At 43.9% G+C, this 24,532-nt stretch carries 36 protein-coding genes and 5 pseudogenes; 18 read left to right on the forward strand and 23 right to left on the reverse strand.

Annotated elements, in window-relative coordinates; genetic code table 11:
- A pseudogene (locus JCM11217_RS04795) lies at positions 1-747 on the reverse strand (hypothetical protein); the annotation flags it as partial.
- A gap of 584 nt (positions 748-1,331) precedes the next feature.
- On the opposite strand from JCM11217_RS04795, the gene JCM11217_RS04800 reads away from it, so the two are divergent.
- Positions 1,332-2,039: a hypothetical protein gene (locus JCM11217_RS04800; protein ID WP_243678388.1), complete on the forward strand. Its 708-nt coding sequence runs from the start codon at positions 1,332-1,334 to the stop codon at positions 2,037-2,039.
- Between the two features lie 483 nt (positions 2,040-2,522).
- Here JCM11217_RS04800 and JCM11217_RS13915 read toward each other — a convergent pair whose 3' ends face one another.
- From JCM11217_RS13915 to JCM11217_RS04820, 4 genes and pseudogenes are all read right to left on the reverse strand, one after another.
- Complete coding sequence (locus tag JCM11217_RS13915; RefSeq protein ID WP_243678389.1) at positions 2,523-2,798, reverse strand: hypothetical protein; 276 nt, start codon at positions 2,796-2,798, stop codon at positions 2,523-2,525.
- 182 nt (positions 2,799-2,980) lie between these two features.
- Positions 2,981-3,897 (reverse strand): annotated as a pseudogene (locus JCM11217_RS04810) (fumarylacetoacetate hydrolase family protein).
- Positions 3,898-3,943: 46 nt separating this feature from the next.
- Positions 3,944-5,011: an FAD-dependent oxidoreductase gene (locus JCM11217_RS04815; protein WP_054842244.1), complete on the reverse strand. Its 1,068-nt coding sequence runs from the start codon at positions 5,009-5,011 to the stop codon at positions 3,944-3,946.
- A gap of 213 nt (positions 5,012-5,224) precedes the next feature.
- Positions 5,225-6,067, reverse strand: a complete 843-nt coding sequence (locus tag JCM11217_RS04820; RefSeq protein WP_054842245.1) for an ARMT1-like domain-containing protein — start codon at positions 6,065-6,067, stop codon at positions 5,225-5,227.
- A 120-nt stretch (positions 6,068-6,187) separates the two neighbouring features.
- On the opposite strand from JCM11217_RS04820, the gene JCM11217_RS04825 reads away from it, so the two are divergent.
- The 4 genes and pseudogenes from JCM11217_RS04825 (at position 6,188) to JCM11217_RS04840 (ending at position 8,765) form a co-directional block, all read left to right on the forward strand.
- On the forward strand, positions 6,188-6,697 hold the full coding sequence (locus JCM11217_RS04825) for a hypothetical protein (protein WP_054842246.1): 510 nt from the start codon (positions 6,188-6,190) through the stop codon (positions 6,695-6,697).
- Complete coding sequence (locus tag JCM11217_RS04830; RefSeq protein WP_054842247.1) at positions 6,694-7,050, forward strand: hypothetical protein; 357 nt, start codon at positions 6,694-6,696, stop codon at positions 7,048-7,050. The genes JCM11217_RS04825 and JCM11217_RS04830 overlap by 4 nt, the downstream gene beginning before the upstream one ends.
- Positions 7,028-7,498 carry a YkgJ family cysteine cluster protein gene (locus JCM11217_RS04835; RefSeq protein ID WP_243678390.1) on the forward strand — a complete coding sequence of 157 codons (471 nt, stop codon included), beginning with the start codon at positions 7,028-7,030 and terminating at the stop codon, positions 7,496-7,498. Before JCM11217_RS04830 ends, JCM11217_RS04835 begins: the two co-directional genes overlap by 23 nt.
- A 37-nt stretch (positions 7,499-7,535) precedes the next feature.
- Positions 7,536-8,765: pseudogene (locus JCM11217_RS04840) on the forward strand (DegT/DnrJ/EryC1/StrS family aminotransferase).
- Positions 8,766-8,818: 53 nt separating this feature from the next.
- Here the strand turns inward: JCM11217_RS04840 and JCM11217_RS04845 are convergent.
- Positions 8,819-9,010, reverse strand: coding sequence for a chromatin protein Cren7 (locus JCM11217_RS04845; RefSeq protein ID WP_054842248.1), 192 nt, complete (start codon positions 9,008-9,010; stop codon positions 8,819-8,821).
- A gap of 261 nt (positions 9,011-9,271) precedes the next feature.
- On the opposite strand from JCM11217_RS04845, the gene JCM11217_RS04850 reads away from it, so the two are divergent.
- A complete protein-coding gene (locus tag JCM11217_RS04850) occupies positions 9,272-9,937 on the forward strand; it encodes a PRC-barrel domain-containing protein (RefSeq protein WP_054842249.1) in 666 nt (221 codons plus the stop codon).
- Positions 9,938-9,939: 2 nt separating this feature from the next.
- On the opposite strand, the gene JCM11217_RS04855 is transcribed toward JCM11217_RS04850, so the two are convergent.
- The 6 genes from JCM11217_RS04855 to JCM11217_RS04870 form a co-directional block, all read right to left on the reverse strand.
- Entirely contained in the window at positions 9,940-10,152 is a 213-nt protein-coding gene (locus JCM11217_RS04855) for a hypothetical protein (protein ID WP_054842250.1), read from the reverse strand.
- 35 nt (positions 10,153-10,187) lie between these two features.
- A complete protein-coding gene (locus tag JCM11217_RS04860) occupies positions 10,188-10,847 on the reverse strand; it encodes a RimK family alpha-L-glutamate ligase (protein ID WP_243678391.1) in 660 nt (219 codons plus the stop codon).
- Between the two features lie 35 nt (positions 10,848-10,882).
- On the reverse strand, positions 10,883-11,101 hold the full coding sequence (locus JCM11217_RS13920) for a hypothetical protein (protein ID WP_243678392.1): 219 nt from the start codon (positions 11,099-11,101) through the stop codon (positions 10,883-10,885).
- Positions 11,102-11,178: 77 nt separating this feature from the next.
- Complete coding sequence (locus tag JCM11217_RS13925) at positions 11,179-11,361, reverse strand: hypothetical protein (protein ID WP_243678393.1); 183 nt, start codon at positions 11,359-11,361, stop codon at positions 11,179-11,181.
- Positions 11,362-11,483: 122 nt separating this feature from the next.
- Entirely contained in the window at positions 11,484-11,750 is a 267-nt protein-coding gene (locus tag JCM11217_RS13930) for a hypothetical protein (RefSeq protein ID WP_243678394.1), read from the reverse strand.
- Positions 11,751-11,766: 16 nt separating this feature from the next.
- The gene (locus JCM11217_RS04870; protein ID WP_054842251.1) at positions 11,767-11,985 is read right to left on the reverse strand and encodes a hypothetical protein; all 219 of its coding nucleotides are present in this window, start codon (positions 11,983-11,985) and stop codon (positions 11,767-11,769) included.
- A gap of 106 nt (positions 11,986-12,091) precedes the next feature.
- Here JCM11217_RS04870 and JCM11217_RS04875 point away from each other — a divergent pair, with 106 nt between their 5' ends.
- From JCM11217_RS04875 to JCM11217_RS04890, 5 genes are all read left to right on the forward strand, one after another.
- Positions 12,092-12,313 carry a hypothetical protein gene (locus tag JCM11217_RS04875; RefSeq protein WP_054842252.1) on the forward strand — a complete coding sequence of 74 codons (222 nt, stop codon included), beginning with the start codon at positions 12,092-12,094 and terminating at the stop codon, positions 12,311-12,313.
- A 35-nt stretch (positions 12,314-12,348) separates the two neighbouring features.
- Positions 12,349-12,783, forward strand: a complete 435-nt coding sequence (locus tag JCM11217_RS04880) for a hypothetical protein (RefSeq protein ID WP_054842253.1) — start codon at positions 12,349-12,351, stop codon at positions 12,781-12,783.
- A gap of 138 nt (positions 12,784-12,921) precedes the next feature.
- Positions 12,922-13,200, forward strand: a complete 279-nt coding sequence (locus tag JCM11217_RS13935) for a hypothetical protein (RefSeq protein ID WP_243678395.1) — start codon at positions 12,922-12,924, stop codon at positions 13,198-13,200.
- Positions 13,197-13,583 (forward strand): hypothetical protein, encoded by a 387-nt coding sequence (locus tag JCM11217_RS13940; RefSeq protein ID WP_243678396.1) that lies wholly within the window; start codon positions 13,197-13,199, stop codon positions 13,581-13,583. The genes JCM11217_RS13935 and JCM11217_RS13940 overlap by 4 nt, the downstream gene beginning before the upstream one ends.
- The gene (locus JCM11217_RS04890; protein ID WP_054842254.1) at positions 13,583-14,464 is read left to right on the forward strand and encodes a PfkB family carbohydrate kinase; all 882 of its coding nucleotides are present in this window, start codon (positions 13,583-13,585) and stop codon (positions 14,462-14,464) included. The genes JCM11217_RS13940 and JCM11217_RS04890 overlap by 1 nt, the downstream gene beginning before the upstream one ends.
- Here the strand turns inward: JCM11217_RS04890 and JCM11217_RS13945 are convergent.
- The 4 genes from JCM11217_RS13945 to JCM11217_RS13955 all read right to left on the reverse strand — a co-directional run bounded on the left by JCM11217_RS13945 (position 14,444) and on the right by JCM11217_RS13955 (position 15,728).
- Positions 14,444-14,614 carry a winged helix-turn-helix domain-containing protein gene (locus JCM11217_RS13945; RefSeq protein ID WP_243678514.1) on the reverse strand — a complete coding sequence of 57 codons (171 nt, stop codon included), beginning with the start codon at positions 14,612-14,614 and terminating at the stop codon, positions 14,444-14,446. The genes JCM11217_RS04890 and JCM11217_RS13945 overlap by 21 nt on opposite strands.
- A gap of 29 nt (positions 14,615-14,643) precedes the next feature.
- Positions 14,644-14,919, reverse strand: a complete 276-nt coding sequence (locus JCM11217_RS04895; RefSeq protein ID WP_054842255.1) for a hypothetical protein — start codon at positions 14,917-14,919, stop codon at positions 14,644-14,646.
- Between the two features lie 99 nt (positions 14,920-15,018).
- The gene (locus JCM11217_RS13950; RefSeq protein ID WP_243678397.1) at positions 15,019-15,447 is read right to left on the reverse strand and encodes a hypothetical protein; all 429 of its coding nucleotides are present in this window, start codon (positions 15,445-15,447) and stop codon (positions 15,019-15,021) included.
- Positions 15,444-15,728, reverse strand: coding sequence for a hypothetical protein (locus tag JCM11217_RS13955; RefSeq protein WP_243678398.1), 285 nt, complete (start codon positions 15,726-15,728; stop codon positions 15,444-15,446). The genes JCM11217_RS13950 and JCM11217_RS13955 overlap by 4 nt, the downstream gene beginning before the upstream one ends.
- 53 nt (positions 15,729-15,781) lie before the next feature.
- Here JCM11217_RS13955 and JCM11217_RS04905 point away from each other — a divergent pair, with 53 nt between their 5' ends.
- The gene (locus tag JCM11217_RS04905) at positions 15,782-16,900 is read left to right on the forward strand and encodes an aminopeptidase P family protein (RefSeq protein WP_054842355.1); all 1,119 of its coding nucleotides are present in this window, start codon (positions 15,782-15,784) and stop codon (positions 16,898-16,900) included.
- A gap of 316 nt (positions 16,901-17,216) precedes the next feature.
- Here JCM11217_RS04905 and JCM11217_RS13960 read toward each other — a convergent pair whose 3' ends face one another.
- The 3 genes from JCM11217_RS13960 to JCM11217_RS13970 form a co-directional block, all read right to left on the reverse strand.
- Positions 17,217-18,077 (reverse strand): hypothetical protein, encoded by an 861-nt coding sequence (locus JCM11217_RS13960; protein WP_243678399.1) that lies wholly within the window; start codon positions 18,075-18,077, stop codon positions 17,217-17,219.
- A gap of 62 nt (positions 18,078-18,139) precedes the next feature.
- The gene (locus JCM11217_RS13965; RefSeq protein WP_243678400.1) at positions 18,140-18,655 is read right to left on the reverse strand and encodes an HD domain-containing protein; all 516 of its coding nucleotides are present in this window, start codon (positions 18,653-18,655) and stop codon (positions 18,140-18,142) included.
- Positions 18,628-18,927: a hypothetical protein gene (locus JCM11217_RS13970; RefSeq protein WP_243678401.1), complete on the reverse strand. Its 300-nt coding sequence runs from the start codon at positions 18,925-18,927 to the stop codon at positions 18,628-18,630. The genes JCM11217_RS13965 and JCM11217_RS13970 overlap by 28 nt, the downstream gene beginning before the upstream one ends.
- Positions 18,928-18,985: 58 nt before the next feature.
- Here JCM11217_RS13970 and JCM11217_RS13975 point away from each other — a divergent pair, with 58 nt between their 5' ends.
- The 3 genes from JCM11217_RS13975 to JCM11217_RS13985 all read left to right on the forward strand — a co-directional run bounded on the left by JCM11217_RS13975 (position 18,986) and on the right by JCM11217_RS13985 (position 20,164).
- A complete protein-coding gene (locus JCM11217_RS13975; RefSeq protein WP_243678402.1) occupies positions 18,986-19,183 on the forward strand; it encodes an NAD(P)-binding protein in 198 nt (65 codons plus the stop codon).
- Between the two features lie 67 nt (positions 19,184-19,250).
- Positions 19,251-19,571 carry a hypothetical protein gene (locus JCM11217_RS13980; RefSeq protein WP_243678403.1) on the forward strand — a complete coding sequence of 107 codons (321 nt, stop codon included), beginning with the start codon at positions 19,251-19,253 and terminating at the stop codon, positions 19,569-19,571.
- Between the two features lie 146 nt (positions 19,572-19,717).
- Positions 19,718-20,164: a hypothetical protein gene (locus JCM11217_RS13985; RefSeq protein ID WP_243678404.1), complete on the forward strand. Its 447-nt coding sequence runs from the start codon at positions 19,718-19,720 to the stop codon at positions 20,162-20,164.
- 2 nt (positions 20,165-20,166) lie between these two features.
- Here the strand turns inward: JCM11217_RS13985 and JCM11217_RS04920 are convergent, their stop codons facing one another.
- Complete coding sequence (locus tag JCM11217_RS04920; RefSeq protein ID WP_054842356.1) at positions 20,167-21,300, reverse strand: tyrosine--tRNA ligase; 1,134 nt, start codon at positions 21,298-21,300, stop codon at positions 20,167-20,169.
- 128 nt (positions 21,301-21,428) lie between these two features.
- Between JCM11217_RS04920 and JCM11217_RS04925 the strand changes: the two are divergent.
- From JCM11217_RS04925 to JCM11217_RS13995, 3 genes and pseudogenes are all read left to right on the forward strand, one after another.
- A pseudogene (locus JCM11217_RS04925) lies at positions 21,429-21,738 on the forward strand (DUF371 domain-containing protein).
- A gap of 51 nt (positions 21,739-21,789) precedes the next feature.
- The gene (locus JCM11217_RS13990) at positions 21,790-21,948 is read left to right on the forward strand and encodes a hypothetical protein (RefSeq protein ID WP_243678405.1); all 159 of its coding nucleotides are present in this window, start codon (positions 21,790-21,792) and stop codon (positions 21,946-21,948) included.
- 143 nt (positions 21,949-22,091) lie between these two features.
- Entirely contained in the window at positions 22,092-22,520 is a 429-nt protein-coding gene (locus JCM11217_RS13995) for a hypothetical protein (RefSeq protein WP_243678406.1), read from the forward strand.
- A gap of 16 nt (positions 22,521-22,536) precedes the next feature.
- On the opposite strand, the gene JCM11217_RS14000 is transcribed toward JCM11217_RS13995, so the two are convergent.
- The 3 genes and pseudogenes from JCM11217_RS14000 to hemC all read right to left on the reverse strand — a co-directional run bounded on the left by JCM11217_RS14000 (position 22,537) and on the right by hemC (position 24,517).
- Positions 22,537-23,001, reverse strand: coding sequence for a hypothetical protein (locus JCM11217_RS14000; protein WP_243678515.1), 465 nt, complete (start codon positions 22,999-23,001; stop codon positions 22,537-22,539).
- A gap of 78 nt (positions 23,002-23,079) precedes the next feature.
- A pseudogene (locus JCM11217_RS14005) lies at positions 23,080-23,477 on the reverse strand (NAD(P)-binding domain-containing protein); the annotation flags it as partial.
- 116 nt (positions 23,478-23,593) lie between these two features.
- The gene (gene hemC, locus JCM11217_RS04940; protein WP_054842256.1) at positions 23,594-24,517 is read right to left on the reverse strand and encodes a hydroxymethylbilane synthase; all 924 of its coding nucleotides are present in this window, start codon (positions 24,515-24,517) and stop codon (positions 23,594-23,596) included.
- Between the last annotated feature and the right edge of the window lie 15 nt (positions 24,518-24,532).

Below are 24,532 nucleotides of genomic sequence, written 5' to 3' on the forward strand. Positions count from 1 at the left end.
GCCATCTATGCACATATAATTCCTCCCGGGCCATGCAATTAACCAGGCAATGGCTTGCCAAAGCTGGTTCGTGCTCATCTCTGGGTAGCCCTTCTTGTCGATTGATCCATCCGTAAGCAACAAGCCGTACCGCATGGCCCTTAGCGTGTTTTCGCCGAATAGCTTTGGCACGGCTACGCGAGAACCACCGAGGCCGGTGAGTGTTATACGTATTGTTATGCCTCCCAACTTAGCCATCCTCGCCACCTCAATCGCCAGGTTCTCCGTGTATAGGTGCACTATGAATGATTTATTGCCGTCAAACGGCTCACCGCTTATGATTATTCTCGCCTCACCCCCCCTCTTAAGTTTATTGATTAACTCCTCGAGCTCTTGCTTGTAGGTCTTTAGCCACTTCTCGCGTGCTCTCTCGGCTAGCTTCAGAATTCTCTTCCCAGCTTTGAGCATCGTTCTCCTCAGGTTAGTGATGGTTTCGTCATTGCCTTCATTAATCTCCTCCTCAATCTTTGGCGGCCAATTGCTTAAGGCTTTGATCGAATCATTAAACGGCGTTGCCGAGTCACTCAATAGCACGTTTCTGTGCCTCTCTACTCGGTTTAGGAACTCACTTATCAACTTCATCGTTTTCTCGATGATCCTTGGTTCATCAATTGGCTCACCGCATTTTAACCGATTAAAGCCCCTTACCCTCACACCCCCCCAGCAAATCCTTGGTTCAACGGCTTCGAGAGCCATAAAGACATCCATAGGACTAAATTAACAGCCAAGCTAATAAGTCACTACCAAGCCAGTACTAAACGGGCTTAAGCACTTGATTGATTGGATTGTGATGGGGGGGATTGACACGTGGAGGTTGAGGTAAAAAGCCAATGGGCAGTGACGTTGTTAAGCCGAGGCAAAAACTCACGTACATAATAACGAGCAACGAGCCGTCTAAGCCGAGGAAACGAGGATCAAGACCGAAACCTGTCACGAATAAAAACCGGCACCCGGGAGGTGGGTGATGGTGCTTAACGTATTGCCGGGAGATGCGTACTGCATTTTACCTACCCACAGCCTTCCAAGGCATCTTGGGAGAACCATTACGAAGTCCCTCCTGCCCCTTAGGCTGAACCACCCAAGCCTTTACGGCTTAAGCCTGTACTTGCCACCCTCAACCCCCCCGTACTCCCTCCTAGCCAGTTCCTCTATGTTGGAAAGTACTGGCTTTAACAACCCAACAATCGTAAATGACGAACAAAGCAGCGCCCCAGCCAACCCATCACACAACCACAACACCTTAACAACCAGGACGCCCAGGGTTTTATCCAGGAAACCGGATCTATGCCTTCGTGATTGGCATGAGCAGGACTTGGGTTTGGATTGTGGTTGGTGTTGCTATTGGTTTAGCGATTAGTATAGGTTTGGTTTATGCAGTTATGCCTTATTACTACAATAATTACTACTATGGTAATTACCCTGGCGCTTTGCCTATAGGTCCTAGTGCGAGTAATTACTATGGTGGTTATACCTATGGTACATACCCAATAAGTCAGGTCATTAGGGAGGTTATGGAGATGCCGAGCTATGTCCATGTTTACCCGAATAACAATACTATAGTATTTACCGGTAAGAATATTAACTTACTAGTCGTGGCTATGGGTCATAAGCGGGCTGAGAGACTATTCAACGCAACTCCACCACCTTATGTGCAGGGCCCTGTCTTCGTAATCTACGGCCTTATAGACCCAACACTGGTTATACCGGCCGGTGCTGTAGTGCATGTAACCTTCATTAATCTTGATGGCGACATGTACCATAACTTCGTGGTTACTACGGTGCCGCCTCCGTACCCATACTATGTAATGCCCTACGTGGGTATGTACGGTGGCATGGGCCCTCAAATGATGCTTCTCATGAGGTGGTTACCACCAGCTAATTATAATGCTGGTTATGCCTATGGCTACGAATACACATTCACGATCGCCGCACCAGGTACGTATTGGTACTTATGCACCTACCAGGGCATGCGGAGGAGGGTATGTATGGGGGGGAGATAATTGCCGTAGATAGTGGCTTAAGCACGTCAACATACCCGTATCCCACTGTTCAATATCCAGGTACGTACTATGGACCTGGTTGGATGGGCGGTATGATGGGGGGGTGGTGGTAATGCCTTGCCCATGTATGTGGGGGGGGTTGGTGGGGGGGTTGGGGGGGTTTTGGTCCGTGGTTCGGCTTTGGATGGTTTGGGTGGATAATTGGTGCCCTAATCGCCATATTATTCCTAATACTCATAATACTCGTAATAGTTTGGATAATCAGGAATTTAGTGAGGACCTCATCAAACGGTAACCATCAACATGAAGGCCATGAGCATGGTTCATGCCATGGCTAAATCGTAAAAGGCATCACTTATTGCTCTTAAAATCCTTAAGTCTCACTATGTTCCTACCTTTAACCTTAATGACCTCGACTAAGCTTCTCCTCAAGCCTACGTACTATCCTCCAGGCCTGGACCTTTGACAAGCCTAGGTCCTTCATTATTTGATACTGAAAACCTCACCCCCAGACTTAATCACGTACTCAAGGACCTCACGTTCAGCCTTAGGCAATAGCCTTAAGACCTTACTATAATAAACATCGGAATAACCCGTCACGGAATCAACCTTCACCGTAGTCTCCTGCATCGTAGCGTAACTCAACCCCTGGGAATTTCCTGTGGATCTTATGAGGATTATTGGCGTAACTACTGTAATTATGCCACAGTTAGCAACGCCAAAGGTAAGAATAATGGGTAGTACACCATCATTCCGCACATCATCCCCATGCAATGATAATAGGCCATATAATTAACCATGACCAATGCGCCATAGAGTAAATACGCACTTACGCCTAATATGATCGCGCCTATTATGATTAATACATTACGCAATGCGTTATGGTCTCCACCCATTATTGTTTATTTAATATCGTAATTTAATAAATCCTTCTAAGCTATTCACTCCTCGATGACTGTATTCCTTAGTGTGCCTATCTTCTCGATCTCCGCCTCAACAACATCACCGCCCCTCAGGAACTTACCCTTTGGGAATCCAACACCTGATGGTGTCCCTGTGCTTATGTAGTCGCCGGGCTTAAGCGTTACTCCCTGGGATGCCCAGTGGATTAGTTCGGGTATTTTGAATATTAGGTTCTTAGTGTTATCATCCTGCTCCACATTACCATTGACCCTGAGCATTAACCTGAGGTTGTGCGGGTCCTGTACCTCGTCCTTAGTCACGATGTAGGGACCCACCGGCGTTGATGAGTCCATGCTCTTGCCGTATATCCAGTCCATCCCGTATGGCTCCTTACTCGGAAATTGCCAATCACGCATCGACACATCATTCAGTATTAAATACCCAAAGACGTAATCGAGTGCCTTATTAACGTCTATGTACTTACCCCCCCTCCTACCAATGATTAGGGCTAACTCAACCTCCCAATCAACCTGCTTAGAAACCCTGGGCTTTAGTATTGGTTGATTATGGCCAATGAGCGCGTTGGGGGGGAATTTTGGGAAGAAGTATGGCCTATCCAGTGGTTTTGCCTGGCTTTCCTCACCATGGGCCCTATAATTAACAGCGACGCATAGGATCTTCTCGGGATTTAGCACCGGCGGTAGCCAGGTTATTGCACTTGGATCCCTAAATAGTGCTGGGTCACCGCTCCTCAATGCCTTATCCACCAAGTCCCTAACTATTGCCAGGGCAGGCTCGCCACCGCCTATGAGGGATTTCATGTCGTAGAGAAAGCTCGGCGCCTCCGTCGTTTCGTAAACACTCATGTAAGCGCTTGGTAGGTCTAGGACCCCCCCCTATCAGTATATACACCAACCCTAACCACACCATTCCATAGGAAGGAGAGGAGCTTCACGGTTATTAAATGAATAATGACAATTTAAACATCACTACTAACTGGTTTACTGCTCCCTCCATCCACCCTTTAGTAGGTATTCCTCAATGGCCATTGCCGCATCAATACCATTCTTCAACGCCTTACCTATTAGGCTCGGTCCAGTGGCTACGTCACCAGCCGCGAAGACGCCCTTCCTTGTTGTCCTGTGCCTCTGATCAATATCAATCGTACCATGCGGAGTTAACTTAATGCCGCAACAGCCATCCTTGAATGGTGGTGTTGGTATTTCACCGACTGCGGCTATCACGGTGTCCATGTCCATTGTGTACTCACTACCTGGTATTGGCTCCGGCGCAGGTCTACCGCTTCTGTCGGGTTTACCAAGTCTCATCTTAATTAACTTAACAGCCTCCACATGGTCCTTACCGAGTACTTCGGTTATGCCGACAAGCTCAACGAACTTTATGCCCCTCTTTATTAATCCCTGTATCTCCATCTTACCGGCTGGCGCCTCATTTATAGTCCTCCTATAGAGCACATAAACCTCCTTCGCACCCTGCCTCTGCGCCTCTATTGCCGCATCAACAGCCGTTAATCCCGCGCCAATAACCGCCACCTTCTCGCCTGTTGGGTAGATAACCGACTTGGGTAAGTAGCCAAGCTCGCTCGTGTATATCCTATATAGGTAGTCAAGGGCTAGGTAAACACCCTTTAGGTTCTCGCCAGGCACACCGAGGGTTCTTGATTTCCAGGTACCTGTGGCTATTAATACGGCATTATAATTATTAATTAACTCCTCAAGGTGAACCTTATTCTCTATGAAGTCATCGCCATCTACGTGCTCCTCCTCATCAGCAATCACCTTAGTCTTTAATATGAAGTTCACGCCTAACTCAATCAGCTCCTTAACACCAGCCCTAACATTCTTCTTAGGAACCCTATACTCAGGTATTCCAAATATCATCAATCCACCAGGCTCCGGCAACTTGTCATAAACATCAACCTGAAAACCCCCCCTGCATATTAAGTAACCGGCGGCACCAAGACCAGCTGGCCCAGCACCAATAATAGCGACCTTCTCACTACGTCTCTCAATCTTCTGACCTGGAGAACACTTAAGTGCGAACTTCACGGGGTTATCGAGGAAATCCTTTATATAAGCCTTTCCTAATGCTTAATTCAACCGTAATTTTACGACCCATTAATTCTAAATAATTAACAATTATAAAGATTTTAATGTTAATAATAATGATTACATTCCTAAAAATTATTATTATAAAAGAATAATCTATAAATAAATAAGATACGATAGATTATCTATAGTTATATATTAACTTCGGATAACCTATTTATCCCTCCTCAAGTATACAACCGGGCTATTTTTAGGAACCCGTAATAACCTAATCATCGGCCCGCACTTAGCCCTAAATAGGAATAAAACCCTCAATCTCAACCCACTCTCCAGGTAGGCTTCAAAATTACCAACACCTTTAGAAATTATTAATTCATGATTGCCTAAATCACGCCATAAACCTTTATTGTAAAATGCTGGGTACCTATTACCCGTGGACACGACCCTCACCTTATCACCTAACACCTTACTCACGTAATCAGCCGTTACGTCAACCTCGTAGGGCATGCCCCTGGCATATACCGTGACCCGAAGACCCATGTCAATTAACTTCCTAATTAACAACGCATCTACCTGAAATTCTCCGGAATTATCAACTACATAACCAACATCCCCAATACTACCTAATAACTTCGTCAATTCCTCCCTTGACGTATTAAGCCAGACCGCCTCCTCGAGAAGCTTATTTACGAAGTCATTAATGTCAAATTGATAATCCCTCATTGGTACATCGACGGAGTTAGCCGCAGCCGCTATTTCAAGGTACCTGGCTATGTCATTACCCGCATCGTTAATCAACCTACTTATGACCAGTGATGCTGTATCCTCAAGTTCCCTCTTCTCATCTGCGTGTGGGTCCTCATTATTTAAAATCCTCGTTATTAAGTCGAAGGACTCTATGAAAAGCGGAGTTCTACCTCTCGGTACCAGGTTTGATATGTGCATAGTTATGCGTGCGTAGGTATGAACATCATCAACCCCCCCAAACTTCCTTATTTCCTGCATCCTGGACTCTAAGGCACAGAGTATGCACTCCGGGGTTTCTATATATAGCATTGAAACCCAGTAATTAGTGGATTATTAAGTAATTTGTTTAGTAATTATTTTATATCTTCATTCAAAGATTCATGAACAGACATAGCTTTTAATTGCGCCCATTGCTGTTAATTAATTGGCATGAGCGTTGATGAGATATTGAGGGAGTTGAGGGAGGATAGGGTTCATGGCGCTTCCTGGTACTTCCTAAGGAGTATCGAGATGATTAAGGTTGCGGTTGAGCAGGGACTCAGCCCCAGCGACATTAGGGCGTTGCTTAATGAATTAAGGAGCGTTAGACCTGGCATGGCGTCAATTAGTAACTTAGCCGACATAATCGAGCATTCGTTGGGTGTTGGTTTAGACCTCGGTGGTGTCATTGGTAGGTTAAGGGATTGGTATGACACGGCATTTAAGCGATTAGTTACTCAATTGGATAGATTTCCTGTTATGTGTGGGTCGAAGGCAATAACCATTAGTTACAGTTCAGCAGTTAAAACAGCCCTTTCAAGGTGGGGGGGTAAGTGCCTCGATGCTCTATACGTCATGGAGTCAAGACCAGGTAATGAGGTTTCCCAAGCAATAAGGATTATTCGAATCATGTGGGTAATGTTATTCCAATACCGGACTCTGCGATTGCGTATTTTATGAGAGAGGTGAATTACGTAATCTCTGGGGGGGCGGATGGACTATATAGTGATGGTTACTTCCTCAATAAGGTGGGTACTGAGACCCTATTCATCGTTGCACATAGGTTTAATGCGAGAACTATCGTAATCGCCGAGTCTTACAAGGCCATAAGTGGAGGCGTTGATGAAGTTTACATGGTGGATTTCAGCATTAATGATTTTAACGTGAAAGTCCCATTATTTGATAAGGTGCCCCCCCTTGATTTAGTCGATTACTTAATAACCGATCTCGACATTATTAAAAAGCCAAAGCCTGAGGATATTGAGAATCTGAGGGAACTCCTTATTAACAATGTACTTAACCCAAGTGGGTAGGATGAGGCTGTTTCAGTGCCTGCGGTGTGATGAGTGCTGCTACTTTGATAATGAGGAAAGGGGGGGCCCTATACTGTTTGAGGATGAACTCGTTAGAATAAGGGCCTTGGCTAGGGCTAGGGGGGGCTTTGATATTAAGTACCGTGAATTAAACATCAATGGTGTTAGGGTGTATAGGTGGTTGATAAGGGGGGGTTATTGTCCATTTTATGATAGGGAGGGTAGGGCATGCACGATACACCCAATGAAGCCTCTTGCCTGCAAGATGTACCCACTACTGTATAATCCGAATACTGGCGAGGTGCTGATATCGAAGGAGTGCAAGTGGGTTAATGATGCTTTAGGTTCTGGCGAGAGCCTTGGTCTTGAGAACTTCCCTGAGGAAACCAAGGCGCTTGAGAAGGCGCTAACACGATTATATAGGGTTAAGGTTAGGATCCATAGATAGTAAATACTTATAATTGGCCTTGGCTTTGATTCACTGAATGAGCGAGTTACCTGCAATTGAAGGTGGAAAACCAACTAGATCCTCACCTCTTCGTTTTAGGCCTTGGATAACCGATGAGGATATTAATCTCGTAGCTGAGGTTCTTAGGTCAGGCCAGTTATCAGCCATTGGCGGTAGGTGGAATACACTACTTGAGCAGGAATTGAGTAAATACCTTGGTACTAAGCATGCAGTGACTGTTTCCAACGGTACGACTGCACTCCACGTGGCACTTAAGGCCGTTGGTGTTGGACCGGGTGATGAGGTCATTACAACACCCTTCACATTCGCCGCATCAGCAACGACAATACTCCACGCAAATGCAATACCAATATTTGCCGATATTGATAGGGAGACCCTGAACATAGACCCAGCGTCCATAGAGGGCGCGATTACCGATAGGACTAAGGCAATAATCGTTGTTCACCTGGCAGGCTATCCCGCAGAGATGGATGAAATAATGAAGATCGCCAACGAGAGGGGGGGGTTATACGTAATTGAGGATACTGCACAAGCCCTGGGGGGGGCGATCTATAGGGGGGGAGGATGGCTGGTTCGATAGGTCACGTCGGTACACTAAGCTTTTACCCGACGAAGACGATAACCACGGGCGAGGGTGGCGCGGTGGTTACGAGTGACGATGAGATTGCCAATAGGGCTAGGTTATTGAGGAGTCATGGCGAGACCGGGAAGTATTACTATGAGCTGTTGGGTTATAATTACAGGATGACCGAGTTTCAGGCTGCACTTGGCTATTCACAATTAAGGAGGATTGAGGAGATAATCAGGCGTAAGGAGGCATTTGCAAGGTGCTCATGGAGGAGTTGCAGGATATTGAGGGTGACCTTATTCAATTCCCACGTCCAAAGCCATACATTAGGCATGCATGGCATCTATTCCAGGTACTCCTAAACCTGGAAAGACTTAGGGTTGGCAGAGATAGGGTGGTTGATTCATTAAGGGCTGAAGGCATTGAAGCAGCCACCGTGGCCTACCCAATACCTCTCCATAAGGAACCAATAATAACCAACATGATGGGTCATGGCAGGGGGGTTGCCCATGGACATGCCCATACTACGGAAGGAAGATCACATACAAACCACTGCCTAACGCAGAATGGGCCGCCGAGCGTGTGGTGACTATCCTAATTGGGCCCTTATACACTACCGAGGATGCTATTGATACTGCAAAAGCAATTAAGAAAGTTCTTAATTACTACAGAAAATAAAAGTAAATAAAGAAATTATTAAATTTTGATTTTGAGTTTTTTGTTTGTTTTTGTTAGGTTATTATGTTTCCTTGTTCGTCTACTTTGGCTATTACTTTTCTCACTGTCTTGCCATCGGGCGTCTTGAACAACGCCATTACGAAGCCCTTCCTACCCTTAGGCTGAACCTTCCAAACCTTCGTAGGCTTAAGCTTCCTACCCTCCACCTCATACTCCCTCTTAGCCAAGTCCTCAAGCGAGACCATACCGGTCGTTAATTTATTCTGTAACGCTGGTTTATAAATATATCGCTTCAGAAAGAGCCATAAAAATAAAATGATAAAAAGATGAAAAACAAAAACAGGGATTTATACTTAAGATTAATGTTATGTTTATTTTTATAACGTATACGTTTACCATTGATTATTAAGTGGTTTCGCCATGTCAAGGCTTATTGTATTACCTGGTTGAATACGCGTGTTTTATCAAATAATACATATTTATATTGATGCTTGATCGTCTTAACGATGGTATTTAAATTCTTTAGTTCGGTGAGGTCGACAGAGAAGAAGTTTAGAGGATACGTTGGTAAGCCTGTGGTTACCAATGATGGTAAGGTGATCGGTACGGTAATGAGCATAAAATTAAGTAAGAGTGATTTAAAGCCGATCTCAATAACGGTTAAACTAAGTGATGGAAGTACTAGGGAGTTTAATGTTGGTGATGTTGGTGCCGTGTTTGCAGCGGATAAGGTCGTGTTCCAGAGGTTTAATGATGAGTATTCTGGTCTTGTTAGTATGTACAGGAATGAGGTGGATAGTATTAAGGAGAGGCTTAGGGATATCATGGATAAATTGAATAAACTCAGCGACCTACTTCTTCAGGGTGGTATTAAGGAGGACTTGTATAGGGATATTAGGGATAGGCTTGAGAAGGAGAGGGTTAAGTGGATTAGGCAGTGTAATGAGAAGATTAGTGCGATAAATGATACGATATCTGAGATAGATAAGAAGATTAGTGATGCGGAGAGGAGGAAGGGTGAGTTAATGATTAAGCAGGTTGTTGGTGATTTAGGGGGGGATGATGAGAGGAATGAGTTAACGGGGGGGCTTGAGGAGTTACTCAATCAATTAAGGAAGGTTAGATCCGAATTACTCTCACTAAGAATGGAACTGGAGAAGGAGTGCTATTAGCATCATAGCGACTTATACCTAAATGATAATGCCTTTTCGAATGGCACGAATTCGTTCGTGTCGTCATCGTAATAACCAAGCACCGTATGCTCAGTATTCCTCTTACACCTCTCGCAGTAAAGGTATAATTTGCTGCCTAAGTTCGTTAAGTCATACCCAGCATTAAATACTGTCTCAGTGCCACACCTATCACACTTAATTAGCCACCTCGTCATAGACCCTAACTAGGTCAGGTTTAGGGAAATAAACCTTACGTTATTATGCCTTTAACCTCTTCATCATGGATAAAACAAGGGCCTTGGCGGGGGTTTCTACCAGTAACCGCCGTTAACTCGGCCCAATCAGGTGAGCCATTGACTTCGAAGATTACGTAGCCATCCTTACCCTCACCAATATCAACACCACCGTAGATAAGGTCGAGGGCCTCCACAGACTTCACGGCTAACTCCATGACAGCCTTATCAATGTTTGTGCAGGGTTTACCAACGGCTCCCTGGGCAACATTAGTCTTCCACTGACCAACTGGGGGGGCAACCCTAATCATGCAGCCGAAGACCTCACCATCGATCACCATGACCCTAATATCACGGTTAGGCTTCTCCACGTACTTCTGTAGGTATATCGGCTTCTTAAACGTGAGTAGTGTCCTCATTATTTGGAATGCTATGTCGGCATCATCCACCTTCACCGCGCCATAACCCCCCCTGGAACCTTGCAATGGCTTGATCACGACATCCTTCATGCTCTTAGCCATTTCATACGCATATAATATGTCCTCAGTACCTATTGTATCTGGCACGGGCAAACCCTTACTCTTCAGTATTACCGTTGTCTCAAGCTTATTCCTAGTCCTTAATAGGCCATCCAATGGGTTAATAACCACGGTACCGCTCTCCTCAATTAACCTCATGGTTATTACCCTCCTAAAGAAGGTCTCAACATCGATTAAGACCCCCCCAAGACTCCTAAGGAAGACCCCCCATCAACCTTAAACGGCCTATCCCTAATAACCGTGAGTGGGCCATCCTTATCAACCTTAACCGATATCCGTGAAATGGGCATATACATGGCATTCAAACCAGCATCCCTTGCATAAATAATTAAGTCCCTGCTTGGCCTGTCCGGTATTGGCGAATCACCTATTATAACGACTGAATTAGGCATACACCGTGCCCAATTTAAATTAATTTATAAATCTTTTAACGTAAAAACATGTACATAACGCTTTACCAATTTTTATTTTAATCAACCTGAGGCGGTGGGGGGGGTGGGGGGGGTTGGCGCCTCCTTACCCTACGTGGTGTGTACCTTCTCCTTAACTCATTAGTCATCATTAGAGCTAGAAATGTAAGTACAAGCGTGATTACCAGGAGTATTATTGATAGCATGAGCGAAAATGTTCCAGGCAGTAGTGGGCCCATCATTCCGGAAAAACCAACGTAGTATTGATAAATGACGTATACACCAATTGCTGATATTAATGCGATTAGAATTAAGATTAGGCTCGTCGTGATTATCGAGGGTAACCCCAGGAACTCCCTCCTATTTAGCTTGACCTAGCCATGTATATCATGAAGCCGCCAACCACAGCCATTATTGATGCCGCGGCTATAAGTCCCGTAATGGCGTTTAACCCGGGGGGGAAGGTAAGCACTTGGAAGTACTTCACCGCTATTGATGGGGGGGGTAACTCATCCGATAGGAAGTCGGCGGCTATGAATATCGTGATTACCGATAGTAATGAGGCTATTACCGAGATGAACATAAACATTGACGACCTGTCAATCAGCCTTTGTATCTCGTCTGAGTACATGGATCGAGCACCCTAATCACTGCAGATATATGTACTGCCTTATCTTAACCTTACAGTTGGGGGGGCATGTTAATGACCTCTCGATTAATTTAACCCTATGCCTACTATCCTCCCTGACCCACTCACCATCAATGACCATCACAGACCCACAACTTGGGCACTTATTAACATATGGGTTTAGGCTATAATACGGTATTGATGATAATATACCCCTAACATCCCTTTGCGTCATCATTTAGGTCGTCATATCAATAAGTGAACTAATTAATAAATGTTTAATGAACAATAAATCAACACGGCAAACAAAGCACTAAAATATTCCCGAGATCACTAATTAATTAATGGGCAATGAATTGAAAATGCCCGAAATACCCGCGGAGTTAAAGCCCGTTTTAGAAATCGTGTACGAGGGCAACGCACCTCATATTAAGTGCAAATACAGGGGGGGTAAAGATGGTAAGGAGTGCGGGGGGGCATTATTCTTCAGTCTTAGTGATGCGATTAGGCATTTAATTACGCATGATAGTAAGTATAGGAGGTTTTTATCCCTCATAAATACGTAATGCATTTAAATCCTAACACCTTACTTCGTAAAAATATGGCGAGGCAAGTATCATTGAATGAATTACTGAGCATTGTCAATAATGTTGAGAATTTTGAGGTTATTGATTATCAAGGCGACTCAATAATTATTGATGAGGTTAGGGGGGGAATTGTTAAGATAAAGGATGAGGAGACAAAGAAGGAGCTTAGTGAATTACGTAAGAGGAGTCCAAGGGGTAAGCCAACGCCTAAGCAAATATCAACAACGGCGGAGGCCGTTAAGAAGCTTGCCGAGAATAAGGTTAAGTTTAAGGTAATCTTTGGACCTAAGGAGGTAATTATTAGGTTCGACCTTGATCACTACATTAGGCTTAGTGATAAGGATGTTAGGGTGATAGGGTTCTCAAGTAGGGATGAGGGTGCTCTAGGCCTGATTGCCGATGTCCTTGAGAGGTATGGACCGCTTGTCTTCCTTAGGAGGGTTAAGTAATGTTTTTAGTAATACCTCGAAATTTGAGTTTTAGGCTATTAAATATCGTGGCAATTAATGATTGTGCTACCTAAATTCCTAATCATGAGAAGGCACCCGATCCTACCACTTAGACTGGATAATGAGTTACTTTGTATTATGCATAGGGATAATTACATTGATTTCATTACGTCATGCAATGAGGCTGGTAATTACGTAATGGTAATTCCATACCAGGGCTCGTACATAGAAAGTAAGCCAATTAGGCCCATCATTTGGGGCGACTTATCAAGTATTGAGGTTTATGCCTTGTTAAGGGGGGGTGAATTGGCTCTTTATGAATTGAGTATTAGGGGGGGTGGTAAGGCATCATACGTTAGGTATCGTGTTAATGAGGAGTTTCTTAGGGGGGTGTTAGTTTTCATGGTAATGCCGTGAATGAATTACTAAGTGTGGTTGACATCATACTGAGGAATTACATAAAGTCCAGCTTTATGATATATACGGCTTACCTAAGGCTTATGGTAAATAGCAGTATTAAGTTCCCTGGATATAGGGAGTATGTTAGGGGGGGTAGGATTAGGATTTATGGCAAAGATGGCTTGATAATAGTGAAGGAGAGCGCTGGCGACGAGGTTAGGTTATCATTGGTATCAACTATTGAGGGCATTAATAACTTCACGAATGTAATAATGTCGTTAATAAGGTCCTCAAGCATCATAAATGATATTAAGCTTGGCAGGATTGGACACTCCATCAAATTGCTGCTTGACGTTTTTATCCCTAATAATTTATTAACCACTGTTAATAAAGGTGCTTAATGCTTGGGATAATAGGGCACGCGGCCATCGACATAATAAGGAGGGGGGGTTCAATAGTTAGAAAATCGCCGGGTGGTGCACCGACTTACTGCTCATTTTACCTAAAACAATTGGGTATTGAGCCGTTACCAATCACATTGGTTGGTAATGACTTCAATGAGTACATAACTGAGTATAGGGTTAGGGGGGGCATAGTCACAGATAGGATTAGGGTATTAAACGAATGTAGCAGTACTTCATATGAAATAACGTATTACGATACAACGAGGAGGCTAAGGTTATTGGCTAGGTGCAGGGACTTCTCAATTGATGACCTTCATGATCTACCTGACACGGTTACGGTAAATCCAATAGCTAGGGAGGTTAATCTGGATGCTTTATGGTATGTTAGGAAGAATGTTGAATTCATGGGTGTTGATTTACAGGGATTCACTAGGGTGTTTGATGAGAATAATTATGTAAGCACTAGGATTAATATTGAGGATCTCACGAAGATAATAGAATACGCTGACGTGATTAAGGCCAGTGTTGATGATGTGTCAATAAGTGAATTTAATGCCCTGGCCAATAAGTATTCAGGTAAGGTCGTGGTGCTGACCATGGGCGCTTATGGGTCATTATTGCTATATAAAGGTCATAAACTCCGCGTTTCTACAGACAGCATAGTCAATGTGAGGGATCCAACAGGCGCTGGTGATGTATTGACTTGCTCATTAACATACATGCTTAGTAGGGGGGGTGAGGATCTCGAGTGGTCATTCATTTTCTCAAATGCAGTGGCGGTTGCTAAGATCATGGGTGAGGGACCCTATGGCATCATCAATAATGATACCTTAAAGGAGATTACTGATAAGTTATTCTCACGACTTATCAAGACCTAACCTACTAACTATGTCACTCACGTAATCGATATCCGTAACCTGAACATAACTAAATCTGCCAACCCTCCTGACGGTTATCAACCCCTTATCATGCAATCTCCTAATTATCCTGGAAACAGTACTCTTGGGCAATCCCAACTCCCTTGCAATCTCCGCCTGATATGCATCGCCACCTCTATTTAATAGGTAGGATAGGACCTTACCTCATCCTCATTTATATTCATAATTAACTCATTAATATCTGTTGTGTTCTCCCTACCCCCCCTGCTCACGGTATCATACTCCAATTGATTAACAACGGATGACGACTTATTAATCCTGGCATTATCCGCATCCTTATCTATCGGTTTCCTCGATTCTCTAAATACTTGGTAAATGAATGATGATAATATTGCAAATTGAATAAAGGCCACGGAAATCACTAAATAATAATTGTATGTACTCATCAAAACCATACAAGGCATAGTAAATGCCATACTTATTTATAAATTACACTGGTCCTTAAATAAATCATATGATTAAGTAAAAGAAATAGATTGTGAATGCACGGCCATTCATGAACATGAACTTTCTATCTCACTAATCATATCATCGATCTTTGAGGCTATTAACGTTAATATCCCAAGGCTTGGAAAATCAGCCGTTAGATGCGCTATGCCTAGGTCATCATAGACTATTTGCGCGTTGAATCCCTTGCTCACTAGGGAATCAACTACGCACTTCAATGCCGTTATAGCCCTGACCAGCACATCCACCTTAACCTTACCCAGCTCTAATTGGCGATGCTCAAGTTCCACGGATACCCTAATTACACCAACCTTTGTATCATAAACCTTAAACATACTCGCTGAGGTGTCGCTTAAATCGAGTATCCAATTCCTCGATGCAAGCTCATAATTAATTTCGGTCCTTAATAATGGATTACTTGAGTAGCTCAATAACTCAATTATTAGTGTTATTAATGAGTCGACGTATGTGCTCACAGACTGCAGATCATCATATAGCTCAGCCTCAGGCTTGGGTATATCATCGCCACCTTACTGTCTTGAACATAGTCAATCGTGAATTTAAAATGAGGAGTTAATATTGTGAGTAGGGATATTTCGATCTCATTTGTAGGCCTTATCGATATGAACCTCAGCTTATACTTATTAATTGCCTTATCATATACGACTCTCGTCTCGATGGTCTTGCCGAGTACCGAGTATCTATGCACGTACGTAGTCATCAAAGCATCCTCTGACTCAACGCTCCAGTTAATCATTAATGTTGAATAGAGAGAAGTTATTTAAAAATGTATTAACTTCTAATCATGTCGTGGGTATAATTAGGGATCGAGCAAATAAGGTGTTAGGTCTTTTTGATGAATTAAGCTTGGACGTAATCGTAATAGTCAATGAGGCAAATCTTGAGTATTTCACGGGCATTGATAGCGGATTAATGTTTATCGTTAATAGATCAATGGATACTACATTAATAGTTCCAAGACTTGACCTACAGAGAGTTCAGGAGATTGTTGGTAATGATACGAGACTCATCGGGTACTCCACAATCGAAGTACCACAGAGAATGCCGGGGGGGGAAAGCTTATTCGTGTCCAAGAGCCTTGGTGATTACCTACTTAGGGAGGTTGGGCTTAAGCCTAATAATATCGTTGGCATTGATAATCCAGACTCAACAGTGGCTAAGGAGCTTAACTCCGTGGGTGTCAAAACCGTGAATATTAATGAGTCAATATTGAGATTAAGAGAGATTAAGGATGAGTATGAGGTAAGAATGATTGAGGAGGCTACGCGAATAACCGAGGAGGCCCTAGACGATGTACTGAAGAGCGGTCTTGAGGGTAGGAGGGAGAGGGATGTAGCTGCAATGCTATATCAGGGAATGATTAGTAGAGGCGCTGAGGATGTGGCGTTCAAACCCATCGTTGCTTCAGGACCAAATGGAGCGTATCCACACCATGTATTTACGGATAGGGTAATAAGGAGGGGTGAGCTTGTGACTGTTGACGTTGGTGCCCGATACCACCTTTACTGCACAGATATGACGAGGACCATCGCAGTGGGGGGGCCAATAAGCGGTAAAATAAGGGATGCCGCGTTGGCAGTGCTTGAAGCCTTTAGGAAGGCATCTAATTCCGTTAGACCTGGCGTTAGGGCTAGGGATGTTGATTCAATAGCGAGGGATGTACTTGCGGAGTACGGTTTTGATTCATACTACATACATAGTACGGGGGGGCATGGTGTTGGGATAGAGGTTCATGAGAGACCGACAATAGGTCCTTCAAGCGATGAGGAATTACAACCAAGTGAGGTAATAACGGTGGAGCCTGGCGTTTACATTAAGGGCGTTGGTGGCATTAGGATTGAGGATACCATATTAGTCACAGAATCAGGTTCAAGGGCAATAAGTAGGTATCCTGTTGATTTATTTTAAATTATAAAAATCGAAAGTTTCAACTAACACGGAGGTAATGTTTTATTCATTAGCTTAATAAGTGAGTTACCATAAATAGTATTGATGAGTTCACGAAAAATTCCAGACTCATTAATCCTTAAGTTGGTGGTTGTTAGGGAGCTCAATAGATTGGGGGGATGTAAGCGTTAATGAATTTCCCAGTCTCATCTCAAAAATAACGCAGCATCTGAATAGTATGGGGTACTCAATTAGTCCTGGCGATATCATTCATTTACTTGACGTAATAAACATCAGTAATGGTAGAGTAACATTAAGTAATGAAGGACTTCATTACTTAAGAACCATTGAAATACTTACTAATAATGTCACCGAAACCTCTTAATGCATTATACATAGCCTTCACAACTAAACTCTTGAGGTGATCCAGGGCAGTATTAATGTCAATGCCTGGACAGGCATTGCTCAACTCTTCAATATCCACGAATGCAAACACGTGCGGAGACCTTTTCCAAGCATCTGACACGGACATGGCGAGTGGTGATAATTCATTAATACTAACTAGGGAATCTCCATGAATTATATTGAGTCTCGTCTCAGGTTCAAATGTCCTGAACCCTATTATTACTGATGACTCAATGGAGTAATTATTAGTTAGGTTGCGTAAGCAGGTAATCGATGACCCACTGAGCTCCTTCTTCAACTCGTTATAGAATGCTCGTAAAACCTCATCCTTAGACTCACCCTTACTGAGTAAGTATGGAAATACGTCATTTATCAGCGTGAGTTCAACTCCCTGCTTATTAACGAGATTTATGAATTCGAAGTCCCTCTTCCACAATGCCTTAAATGTCGTACTCCTCGTTATTAAGGGATCCAGGAACTTGGAAATACCGCGTATCCTATCTATGAGATAACGCCTATTCCTTAATAGTACTGATAGTAAATAATCATCTATTATATACATGACGTCGTAGCCCTTTAAATAACCAATTGAAAAGCGATATAATAGACACAGGTAATCCTTAATATCATCATTAAGCTCATCATAATGCCTCAACAATTCATTCATTAAGTTCCTAGCTAACGTATTAAATAGTACGACCTTATGATGCAGATAGACGAGCTTGTATATGTTAAAGCGCGCGATTATGAATCCCTCCAGGTTAGCCCTCGCCTTCTCATCAAATGCTAGCACGTAATCTCTATTGCCCCCTCACAATCTTCATATTATCAAGTATCCTCTCAATATCGCCAATGCTAATTACGGAACCAATGCTGGCCCCCCGTTAGGTAGGAATCCCTAAGCACGTACTCCACCCTATCAGCGTCAAGGTCCCCAGATATCAGGTTCCTCAAAATATTGAGCGACTTCAACTCATCACCAAGTGACTTAAGAAATGCTACGTCATCATAGCCAATTACGTCCATGTATTGCGGCAGTAACTCTGAAATCTTAATTACCATGTCACTGTGCAGCAACGCTTTTATTACACGTAAATCAATACTCGGCATTGATTCTTTAAGCACACCCTTAAATTCATCATTATTCGTAAGTATAAAATACGTTATTAACTCATGCTCCTTAAAGGGACCCTTAAAGACCTTACCCAAAACCTCCTCATTAACTCCCCTACTGCAGTTCGTAATTAATGGATCAATACCCTGACCGAAGACACCCTCAAATACGTGCGAGAAGGGTAGATGACCCAGGTCATGAAGTAATGCCGCTATTCTCATGTGCATTATTATTTCATCCTCAGTGTCGAGACCCATGGACTTTCCAAGATCGAGTAAAGACCCCCCCTGACTTCATTAGACTTAAGCATTCTTTCGAGCATTAACGTCACTATTTGAAGAGCACCAAGTGAGTGCTCAAACCTACTATGGTGGGCTGATGGATAAACCATGAATGTTAAGCCAAGCTGGTGTATATACCGTAGCCTCTGTATGTACCTGCAGGAATCAATAAACCTGGCTTCCTCGCTAGTTAGCCTAATCCAACCAAGCGCTGGATCTGCAATAACCTTAGTGTAGCTTAGCGTCATTTAGAGATAAGGACTAAAACATATATTAAATTGTTAATTCCTCCACAGACAATTAAGAATGAGCAAGAGCGATGCAGTAATCATTGGTGCTGGACCCAGCGGACTTTACTTAGCCCGTGAGTTGAGCAAGGTCATGAACGTAACGATATTCGAAGAAGATAAAATGCTTGGAATACCGCCCCACTGCACAGGGCTTGTTAACCTGGATTCCCTAAAACCACTTAGTATATCACCCCCCCATCATAAATACCTATAGGTATGTAAGGATAACAGACCTGAGCGGTAATAGCATAACCTTTGATTTCAAGAGAAAGGCCATAGCAATGCTTGATAGACCAGGTCTTGAGCATTACTTAGCTGATGAGTTAGGCAGCGCCACGCTATTGCTTGGTGAGAGAGTTACGGAGTTAAGTAATGAATCAATTAGGACTAGGTCACGGCAGGAAGCGTTCAATCTCGCAATAATTGCTGAGGGAGCCAACATGGCGCTAACGAAGAATATTATTCCGTGGAGCCCAGTGCATGTTTACGGTGTGCAGACCGATACCAAGTCATTCACTGTAAGCGAGTTAATGCCTAGGAGTGATGATGAGATCGTGGTTATCTTCGACAGAAACTTAGTGAGCATTACTTCGCCTGGATAGTTCCAAAGGACTTCCATGAATTCCGGGTTGGATTAGCTGATGATGCGAATGTATGGGTTAAGTTTACGGAGTTACTAAAAATAATAAAGGCTGAGCAATTAAAGCCATTTGGAGGGAAAATAGTAATAGGTGGTTCGCCGAGTCACGTGGTTGCAGGTAACATCGCAATTATAGGTGATGCTGGTGGTTTCGTTAAGCCAATGACTGGAGGCGGCATCATAATGGGTATGCTAAGTGCGAGATTACTTGCTGAGAGTATAAGTAGCGCTATAAAGGAGGGTCTCTCAATAAGTGATGCGTTATCTATCTATGATACATTGTTTAGGAAATACGTTAGAGGGAAGGTAAAGGCGCTGGGTTCGGCTTCGTATATCCTGCATATGATGATGAGCAAGAGCTTAGGTGAGGTAATTCAGTTGATGAGTAAGGTTAGCGTTGATGTTGATGATTACGACAACCATATTGACGCAATACTGAGGGCGGCATCGAGGAGGCCTTGGTCATTTATTAGGGCTGTATTTTCAGTAATTGATGAATTATCATTGATTGACCCAGGCATGATTGGTAAATTAATTAGGGAATTGATGGATTAGTATTATCTCGTTATCTTCATTATACTGCTCATCTCCTCTATTAACTTGGCGCCCTGATCCTCCTGGAACCACTTAATTATTGGCTCAAGGTACTTAACAACCTCTTCAGCAACTGCATTCTTAAGGTCTAGCGGATGTATCTTACCCTCAGTATATGCCTTAGTTAATTCATCGAACGTCCAGAACTCCAGTCTTCCGCCACCGTATTGCTGGGGGGGTCTCTCGATCACGAAGGGCTTATCTCTACGATCCCTAAATGAGAATAGATGCGCAAGCTCAATCACCGGGTTCATCTTAATCTCCCTGGGTGGGCAATACGCCTTGAGTATCTTCTGGCGAATCGCCTCAGCACTGTCGTGCAGGAATATTGCCGTGTCCGGTAATGACTTACTCATCTTCATCTCACTCAACTCCTCCTTGGATTCCTTGCCCGTGATGTTTAGGGCAGGTATTAGGCTGTGGAATAGGGCTATTGGCTTCACCTTCTCATTATTGAGCATTAATGGGTAAAACCTAACCTTTAGAGCAACCTCCCTGGCGAGTACGTAGGCCTTCCTTTGGTCAATACCGCCATGTGCAATGTGTGAACCTATCACGAAGACATCAGCCACCTGAAGCAACGGGTAAACGAGCCATGACATGGGTATTGACTCACCCATTTTCCTACCGAGTATCGTCAGGCTATGCCTAATATCGGCTAGGTTGGTCATCCTGGCTAGGTCAAGTATTAGGTACCAGTACTCATCATTATTATGATACAAGTCACTCGCCATGTAGAACCTCACATTGTCAGGATCACCGCCGAGAACCTCGATTGCCTTCTTAAATGTCTCGACGTAGTACCTATTCGCGACCCTCCTAATTAATTCGAGGTCCCCCCCACCAAGTTTGTTATTGAGCCATGAGTGAATATCGGCTAGTAGTATGGAAACCTCAATACCAGCCCTCTGCAGGTCAACAACCTTTGATAGGCTTACAATGCCTGTGCCAATGTGTATGTAACCGCTTATCTCAAAGCCTATGTAATGCTTCAGCTTGGCCCCCCCCGTCTCCAGGTACTGCCTTAACTCATCAACCGTGAGCACCTCCTCGGTTGGGTACCTGGTTATCAATGATAATTTCTCCTCAATATCCATCATTATTACCGTTAAAATTAAGATAATTAAGCTTTATTAATATAAAATCTACGTGGTCAGAGTAGTCATTGATAGGGTAAGGGCTTGGGGGGGGTCACGTTAACGTTAGGGCTAGGCATAGGACGACGATTGAGGTTACGAGAGACGATTACCTAACACCTAGGGGGGGTGATTGTATAGTTGGTATTAAGGCTGATAAGGGGGGGCTATCTGATATAAGTCCTGAGCTTAAGGAGATCATTAGGAAGGATGGGTCATTGGTGATAGTGATATTTGCCGCTGATGATTATTTTGACTACGTAATTGGAATGGGGGTCGTCAAGGCTCACCCTGGGTAATAATAATAAGTTAATTATCAGGAAGAGTAATTATGTAGATGATGCGACACTGATGATTAGGGCGAATAAGGCGGCCATTGACTCGATAGAAGGCTCATAGATAGGTTAAAGAGGGAGAGCCCATTAACAGTTTATATTGTAGGTGTTGACCTTGAGCAGGATAGAGCAGCTAAAGGCGATGGCACTTAGGAAGTTGATTCACGTCGTGCTTTCCGTATTCCTAATCATACCATTCATAATTAATCTGAACGCGTATGGCATATCAACAACGCTTTACTTCACGTTAATTACCCTGGGGGGGTCTCCGTAATATACATTATTCAGGTTAAGAGACCCATAATTACCATAGTCCTGTTAGATGCTTTAACAAGCGCTAGGAGATCAATACTCCAACAAATAACTAAGTCGCCAATAGGCTCAGCGATACCAATAGATACCTTAGATGATGGTTTAATGAGGCTTGAGAAGACCGTTAAGGAATTACTTGAGAGTGTCGAGAGGGATTACGAAAGGAGGGGTGGTTATTTGGGTATTTTAATGGGTGCCATTGGGGGGGTATTGATTAGTCAATTGTTGACAGGTAATTACGTTATTTACGGAATAATATCGGTAATAGTCTACGATACTATGAGCGCAATTGGCGGTGTACTCCTTGGTAGGGTTAGGCTCCCCCCCTTCAGTAATGCCACCATGGAGGGCACGTTGGTAGGCATGGCATCGCTGGCCATAGTTCTATTCCTATTCACGAATCAATTAATTAGTTCCCTGGCAGTAACCGTGGTCGCCGCATTGGCGGAGGCTTATGGGATGGAGGATAACCTCGCAATACCTGTAACCACGTCTTTAATAGCCATGGCCCTCAGACTACCCGTAATCACCTAATGGCATGCCACCCAACCTACTTACGCCTACCCAAGGCTTTATAGAGCCTATCCTCATCCTGCCAAACCCTACTTCTCATAATCTCATCCCAAAGTCTATTGAAGACCGGGTAGCCAAGCATTCTCTCCAGGGCCCACTCCCTGGCGAATGTGCCATCCTTAATCTGCTTAATTGCATCTCTCATTAGTCTCTTGACCTCATCAGTCACATACCTAGGACCCCCCCAGGTTAAGTGGCCATACTGACTAGTGGTGGAGTGACCCTTTAACTGCGCGAATAATCCCTTCTCAACAATCGCCTTAGTAATGGCTATCAATTCACCTGAGGCCCAAAGCTCAAGCATTGCCGCCTCAGGCGACACGCCATTCTCAATAAGTACATTATAACCCTCAGCCAGCAGGAATAGGAATGCCCCAGCCCACGTATGCTCACTGAATAGGTCCGTTATAGTCTCCTCCTCAAAGCTAGACTCAACAGCCACACCTCCAGGTCTCCCAATGGCGCCAATGGCCTTTGAGTACGCCAGTGCGTAGTCCCATGCCTTACCACTGTGATTATTCGCAACACCAATTAGTACGGGGAATCCCCCCCTACCATTCACGAAATTATCCCTAACACCCTCGCCAATCATCCTTGGGGCAACCATCACCGTATCAATGTCCTTAGGCGGCTTTATGAAGCCGTAATACACATTATAACCACTTAGGAAGACCACTATTTTACCTGGCGATAGGTTAGGTGCAATATCCCTCATCCAAACCTCCGGCTGAACCTCGTCTGGGATTGCCATAACCACAACATCACCACGCTTGACAGCCTCTGGTATCGAATACACGGTGAAACCCAGACCCCTAGCCCTGCTTGCATACTCATCCTCTATATTGCCTACTATAACGTTGAAGCCACCATCCTAAGATTCAATGCCTGCGCACTTCCCTGATTACCAAACCCTATCATCGATATAACCTTACCTCTTATCAACTCGGCATCTCCATCAAAGTAAAGTCTCGCCATAGTAGTAGGTAATTAACATTAATATAAACATTCATAATAATGCATTAGAATTCAAGACCTTACTCCTCATTCCATCGCTTAAGTAGTTCACGTGCAGCATTTACTCCAAGCTCCTCAGGATTTGATGGCGAACCACTTAGCCTAACAAGGACTTTCCTCTCCCCCCCATTTAAGTCCGCCATACCCGCAATGAACTCCACACGATCCCCCTCATGAATGGCTATGCCGCCAACGGGTACGTGGCATCCACCACCGACGGTTCTTAAAAACGCCCTTTCCGCCAGCGCCTCAGCCCTAGTCCTGGGATCACTAGCCCTATTTAAGAGATCTACCAGATCCGTGTCCTTTTCGCGGGCAACGACTGCTATTATGCCTTGCCCAGGCGCTGGCGGTAACACATCAGGAGGTATACGAGTATATTTAATATTGAGTGATTTCACATCACTCATCAACCTCACGAGGCCCGCCTCTGCAATTACAATGGCGTCATAATCCCCCCCTCTAATCAACTTATTTATTCGTGTGTCAACGTTACCCCCCCTAATTACGTTTATTGAAATATCCCTCCTGACATTAAGGAGGAATGCCCTACGCCTAACGCTTGATGTGCCAACCCTAGCACCACTGGGCAGCGACATTAAGTCGCTTGGGTAATCATCCCTAACAACCAAGATGTCAAATGGAGGATCCCTGGGTGAGAACCCAGCCACCACAAGGCCTGGGCTGATCTCACTAGGTAAATCCTTAAGACTATGCACGGCTATGTCAGCCTCGTTCCTCAGCAACGCCAGGTTAACCTCCTTCTCAAAAATTCCCTTAACCCCAATGGCGTATAGAGGCTTATCCTGGACAATATCGCCAGTTGTTCTTACGATAATTACGTCAAACTGCACGTTGGGCTCAACACTCCTAATCATATTCATTACAATCTCCGTCTGTATCAGCGATAACTTGCTACCTCTCGTTGCAATCCTAATCCTCATTACGCAGCAACCAGT

The organism is Vulcanisaeta distributa JCM 11217, assembly GCF_001316005.1.
GTDB lineage: Archaea > Thermoproteota > Thermoprotei > Thermoproteales > Thermocladiaceae > Vulcanisaeta > Vulcanisaeta distributa_B.

Excerpts from the sequence above, each read along its gene's own strand:
- JCM11217_RS04820 (WP_054842245.1), bottom strand. The coding sequence starts at position 6,067 with ATGCTATATATAGAAACCCCGGAGTGCATACTCTGTGCCTTAGAGTCC.
- JCM11217_RS04825 (WP_054842246.1), top strand. The coding sequence starts at position 6,188 with ATGAGCGTTGATGAGATATTGAGGGAGTTGAGGGAGGATAGGGTTCAT.
- JCM11217_RS04830 (WP_054842247.1), top strand. The coding sequence starts at position 6,694 with ATGAGAGAGGTGAATTACGTAATCTCTGGGGGGGCGGATGGACTATAT.
- JCM11217_RS04835 (WP_243678390.1), top strand. The coding sequence starts at position 7,028 with ATGTACTTAACCCAAGTGGGTAGGATGAGGCTGTTTCAGTGCCTGCGG.
- JCM11217_RS04845 (WP_054842248.1), bottom strand. The coding sequence starts at position 9,010 with ATGGTCTCGCTTGAGGACTTGGCTAAGAGGGAGTATGAGGTGGAGGGT.
- JCM11217_RS04850 (WP_054842249.1), top strand. The coding sequence starts at position 9,272 with ATGGTATTTAAATTCTTTAGTTCGGTGAGGTCGACAGAGAAGAAGTTT.
- JCM11217_RS04855 (WP_054842250.1), bottom strand. The coding sequence starts at position 10,152 with ATGACGAGGTGGCTAATTAAGTGTGATAGGTGTGGCACTGAGACAGTA.
- JCM11217_RS04860 (WP_243678391.1), bottom strand. The coding sequence starts at position 10,847 with ATGAGGTTAATTGAGGAGAGCGGTACCGTGGTTATTAACCCATTGGAT.
- JCM11217_RS13920 (WP_243678392.1), bottom strand. The coding sequence starts at position 11,101 with ATGCCTAATTCAGTCGTTATAATAGGTGATTCGCCAATACCGGACAGG.
- JCM11217_RS13925 (WP_243678393.1), bottom strand. The coding sequence starts at position 11,361 with ATGATGGGCCCACTACTGCCTGGAACATTTTCGCTCATGCTATCAATA.
- JCM11217_RS13930 (WP_243678394.1), bottom strand. The coding sequence starts at position 11,750 with ATGTACTCAGACGAGATACAAAGGCTGATTGACAGGTCGTCAATGTTT.
- JCM11217_RS04870 (WP_054842251.1), bottom strand. The coding sequence starts at position 11,985 with ATGATGACGCAAAGGGATGTTAGGGGTATATTATCATCAATACCGTAT.
- JCM11217_RS04875 (WP_054842252.1), top strand. The coding sequence starts at position 12,092 with ATGGGCAATGAATTGAAAATGCCCGAAATACCCGCGGAGTTAAAGCCC.
- JCM11217_RS04880 (WP_054842253.1), top strand. The coding sequence starts at position 12,349 with ATGGCGAGGCAAGTATCATTGAATGAATTACTGAGCATTGTCAATAAT.
- JCM11217_RS13935 (WP_243678395.1), top strand. The coding sequence starts at position 12,922 with ATGCATAGGGATAATTACATTGATTTCATTACGTCATGCAATGAGGCT.
- JCM11217_RS04890 (WP_054842254.1), top strand. The coding sequence starts at position 13,583 with ATGCTTGGGATAATAGGGCACGCGGCCATCGACATAATAAGGAGGGGG.
- JCM11217_RS04895 (WP_054842255.1), bottom strand. The coding sequence starts at position 14,919 with ATGGTTTTGATGAGTACATACAATTATTATTTAGTGATTTCCGTGGCC.
- JCM11217_RS13955 (WP_243678398.1), bottom strand. The coding sequence starts at position 15,728 with ATGATTAACTGGAGCGTTGAGTCAGAGGATGCTTTGATGACTACGTAC.
- JCM11217_RS13965 (WP_243678400.1), bottom strand. The coding sequence starts at position 18,655 with ATGGGTCTCGACACTGAGGATGAAATAATAATGCACATGAGAATAGCG.
- JCM11217_RS13970 (WP_243678401.1), bottom strand. The coding sequence starts at position 18,927 with ATGACGCTAAGCTACACTAAGGTTATTGCAGATCCAGCGCTTGGTTGG.
- JCM11217_RS13975 (WP_243678402.1), top strand. The coding sequence starts at position 18,986 with ATGAGCAAGAGCGATGCAGTAATCATTGGTGCTGGACCCAGCGGACTT.
- JCM11217_RS13980 (WP_243678403.1), top strand. The coding sequence starts at position 19,251 with ATGCTTGATAGACCAGGTCTTGAGCATTACTTAGCTGATGAGTTAGGC.
- JCM11217_RS04920 (WP_054842356.1), bottom strand. The coding sequence starts at position 21,300 with ATGGATATTGAGGAGAAATTATCATTGATAACCAGGTACCCAACCGAG.
- JCM11217_RS13995 (WP_243678406.1), top strand. The coding sequence starts at position 22,092 with ATGAGGCTTGAGAAGACCGTTAAGGAATTACTTGAGAGTGTCGAGAGG.
- hemC (WP_054842256.1), bottom strand. The coding sequence starts at position 24,517 with ATGAGGATTAGGATTGCAACGAGAGGTAGCAAGTTATCGCTGATACAG.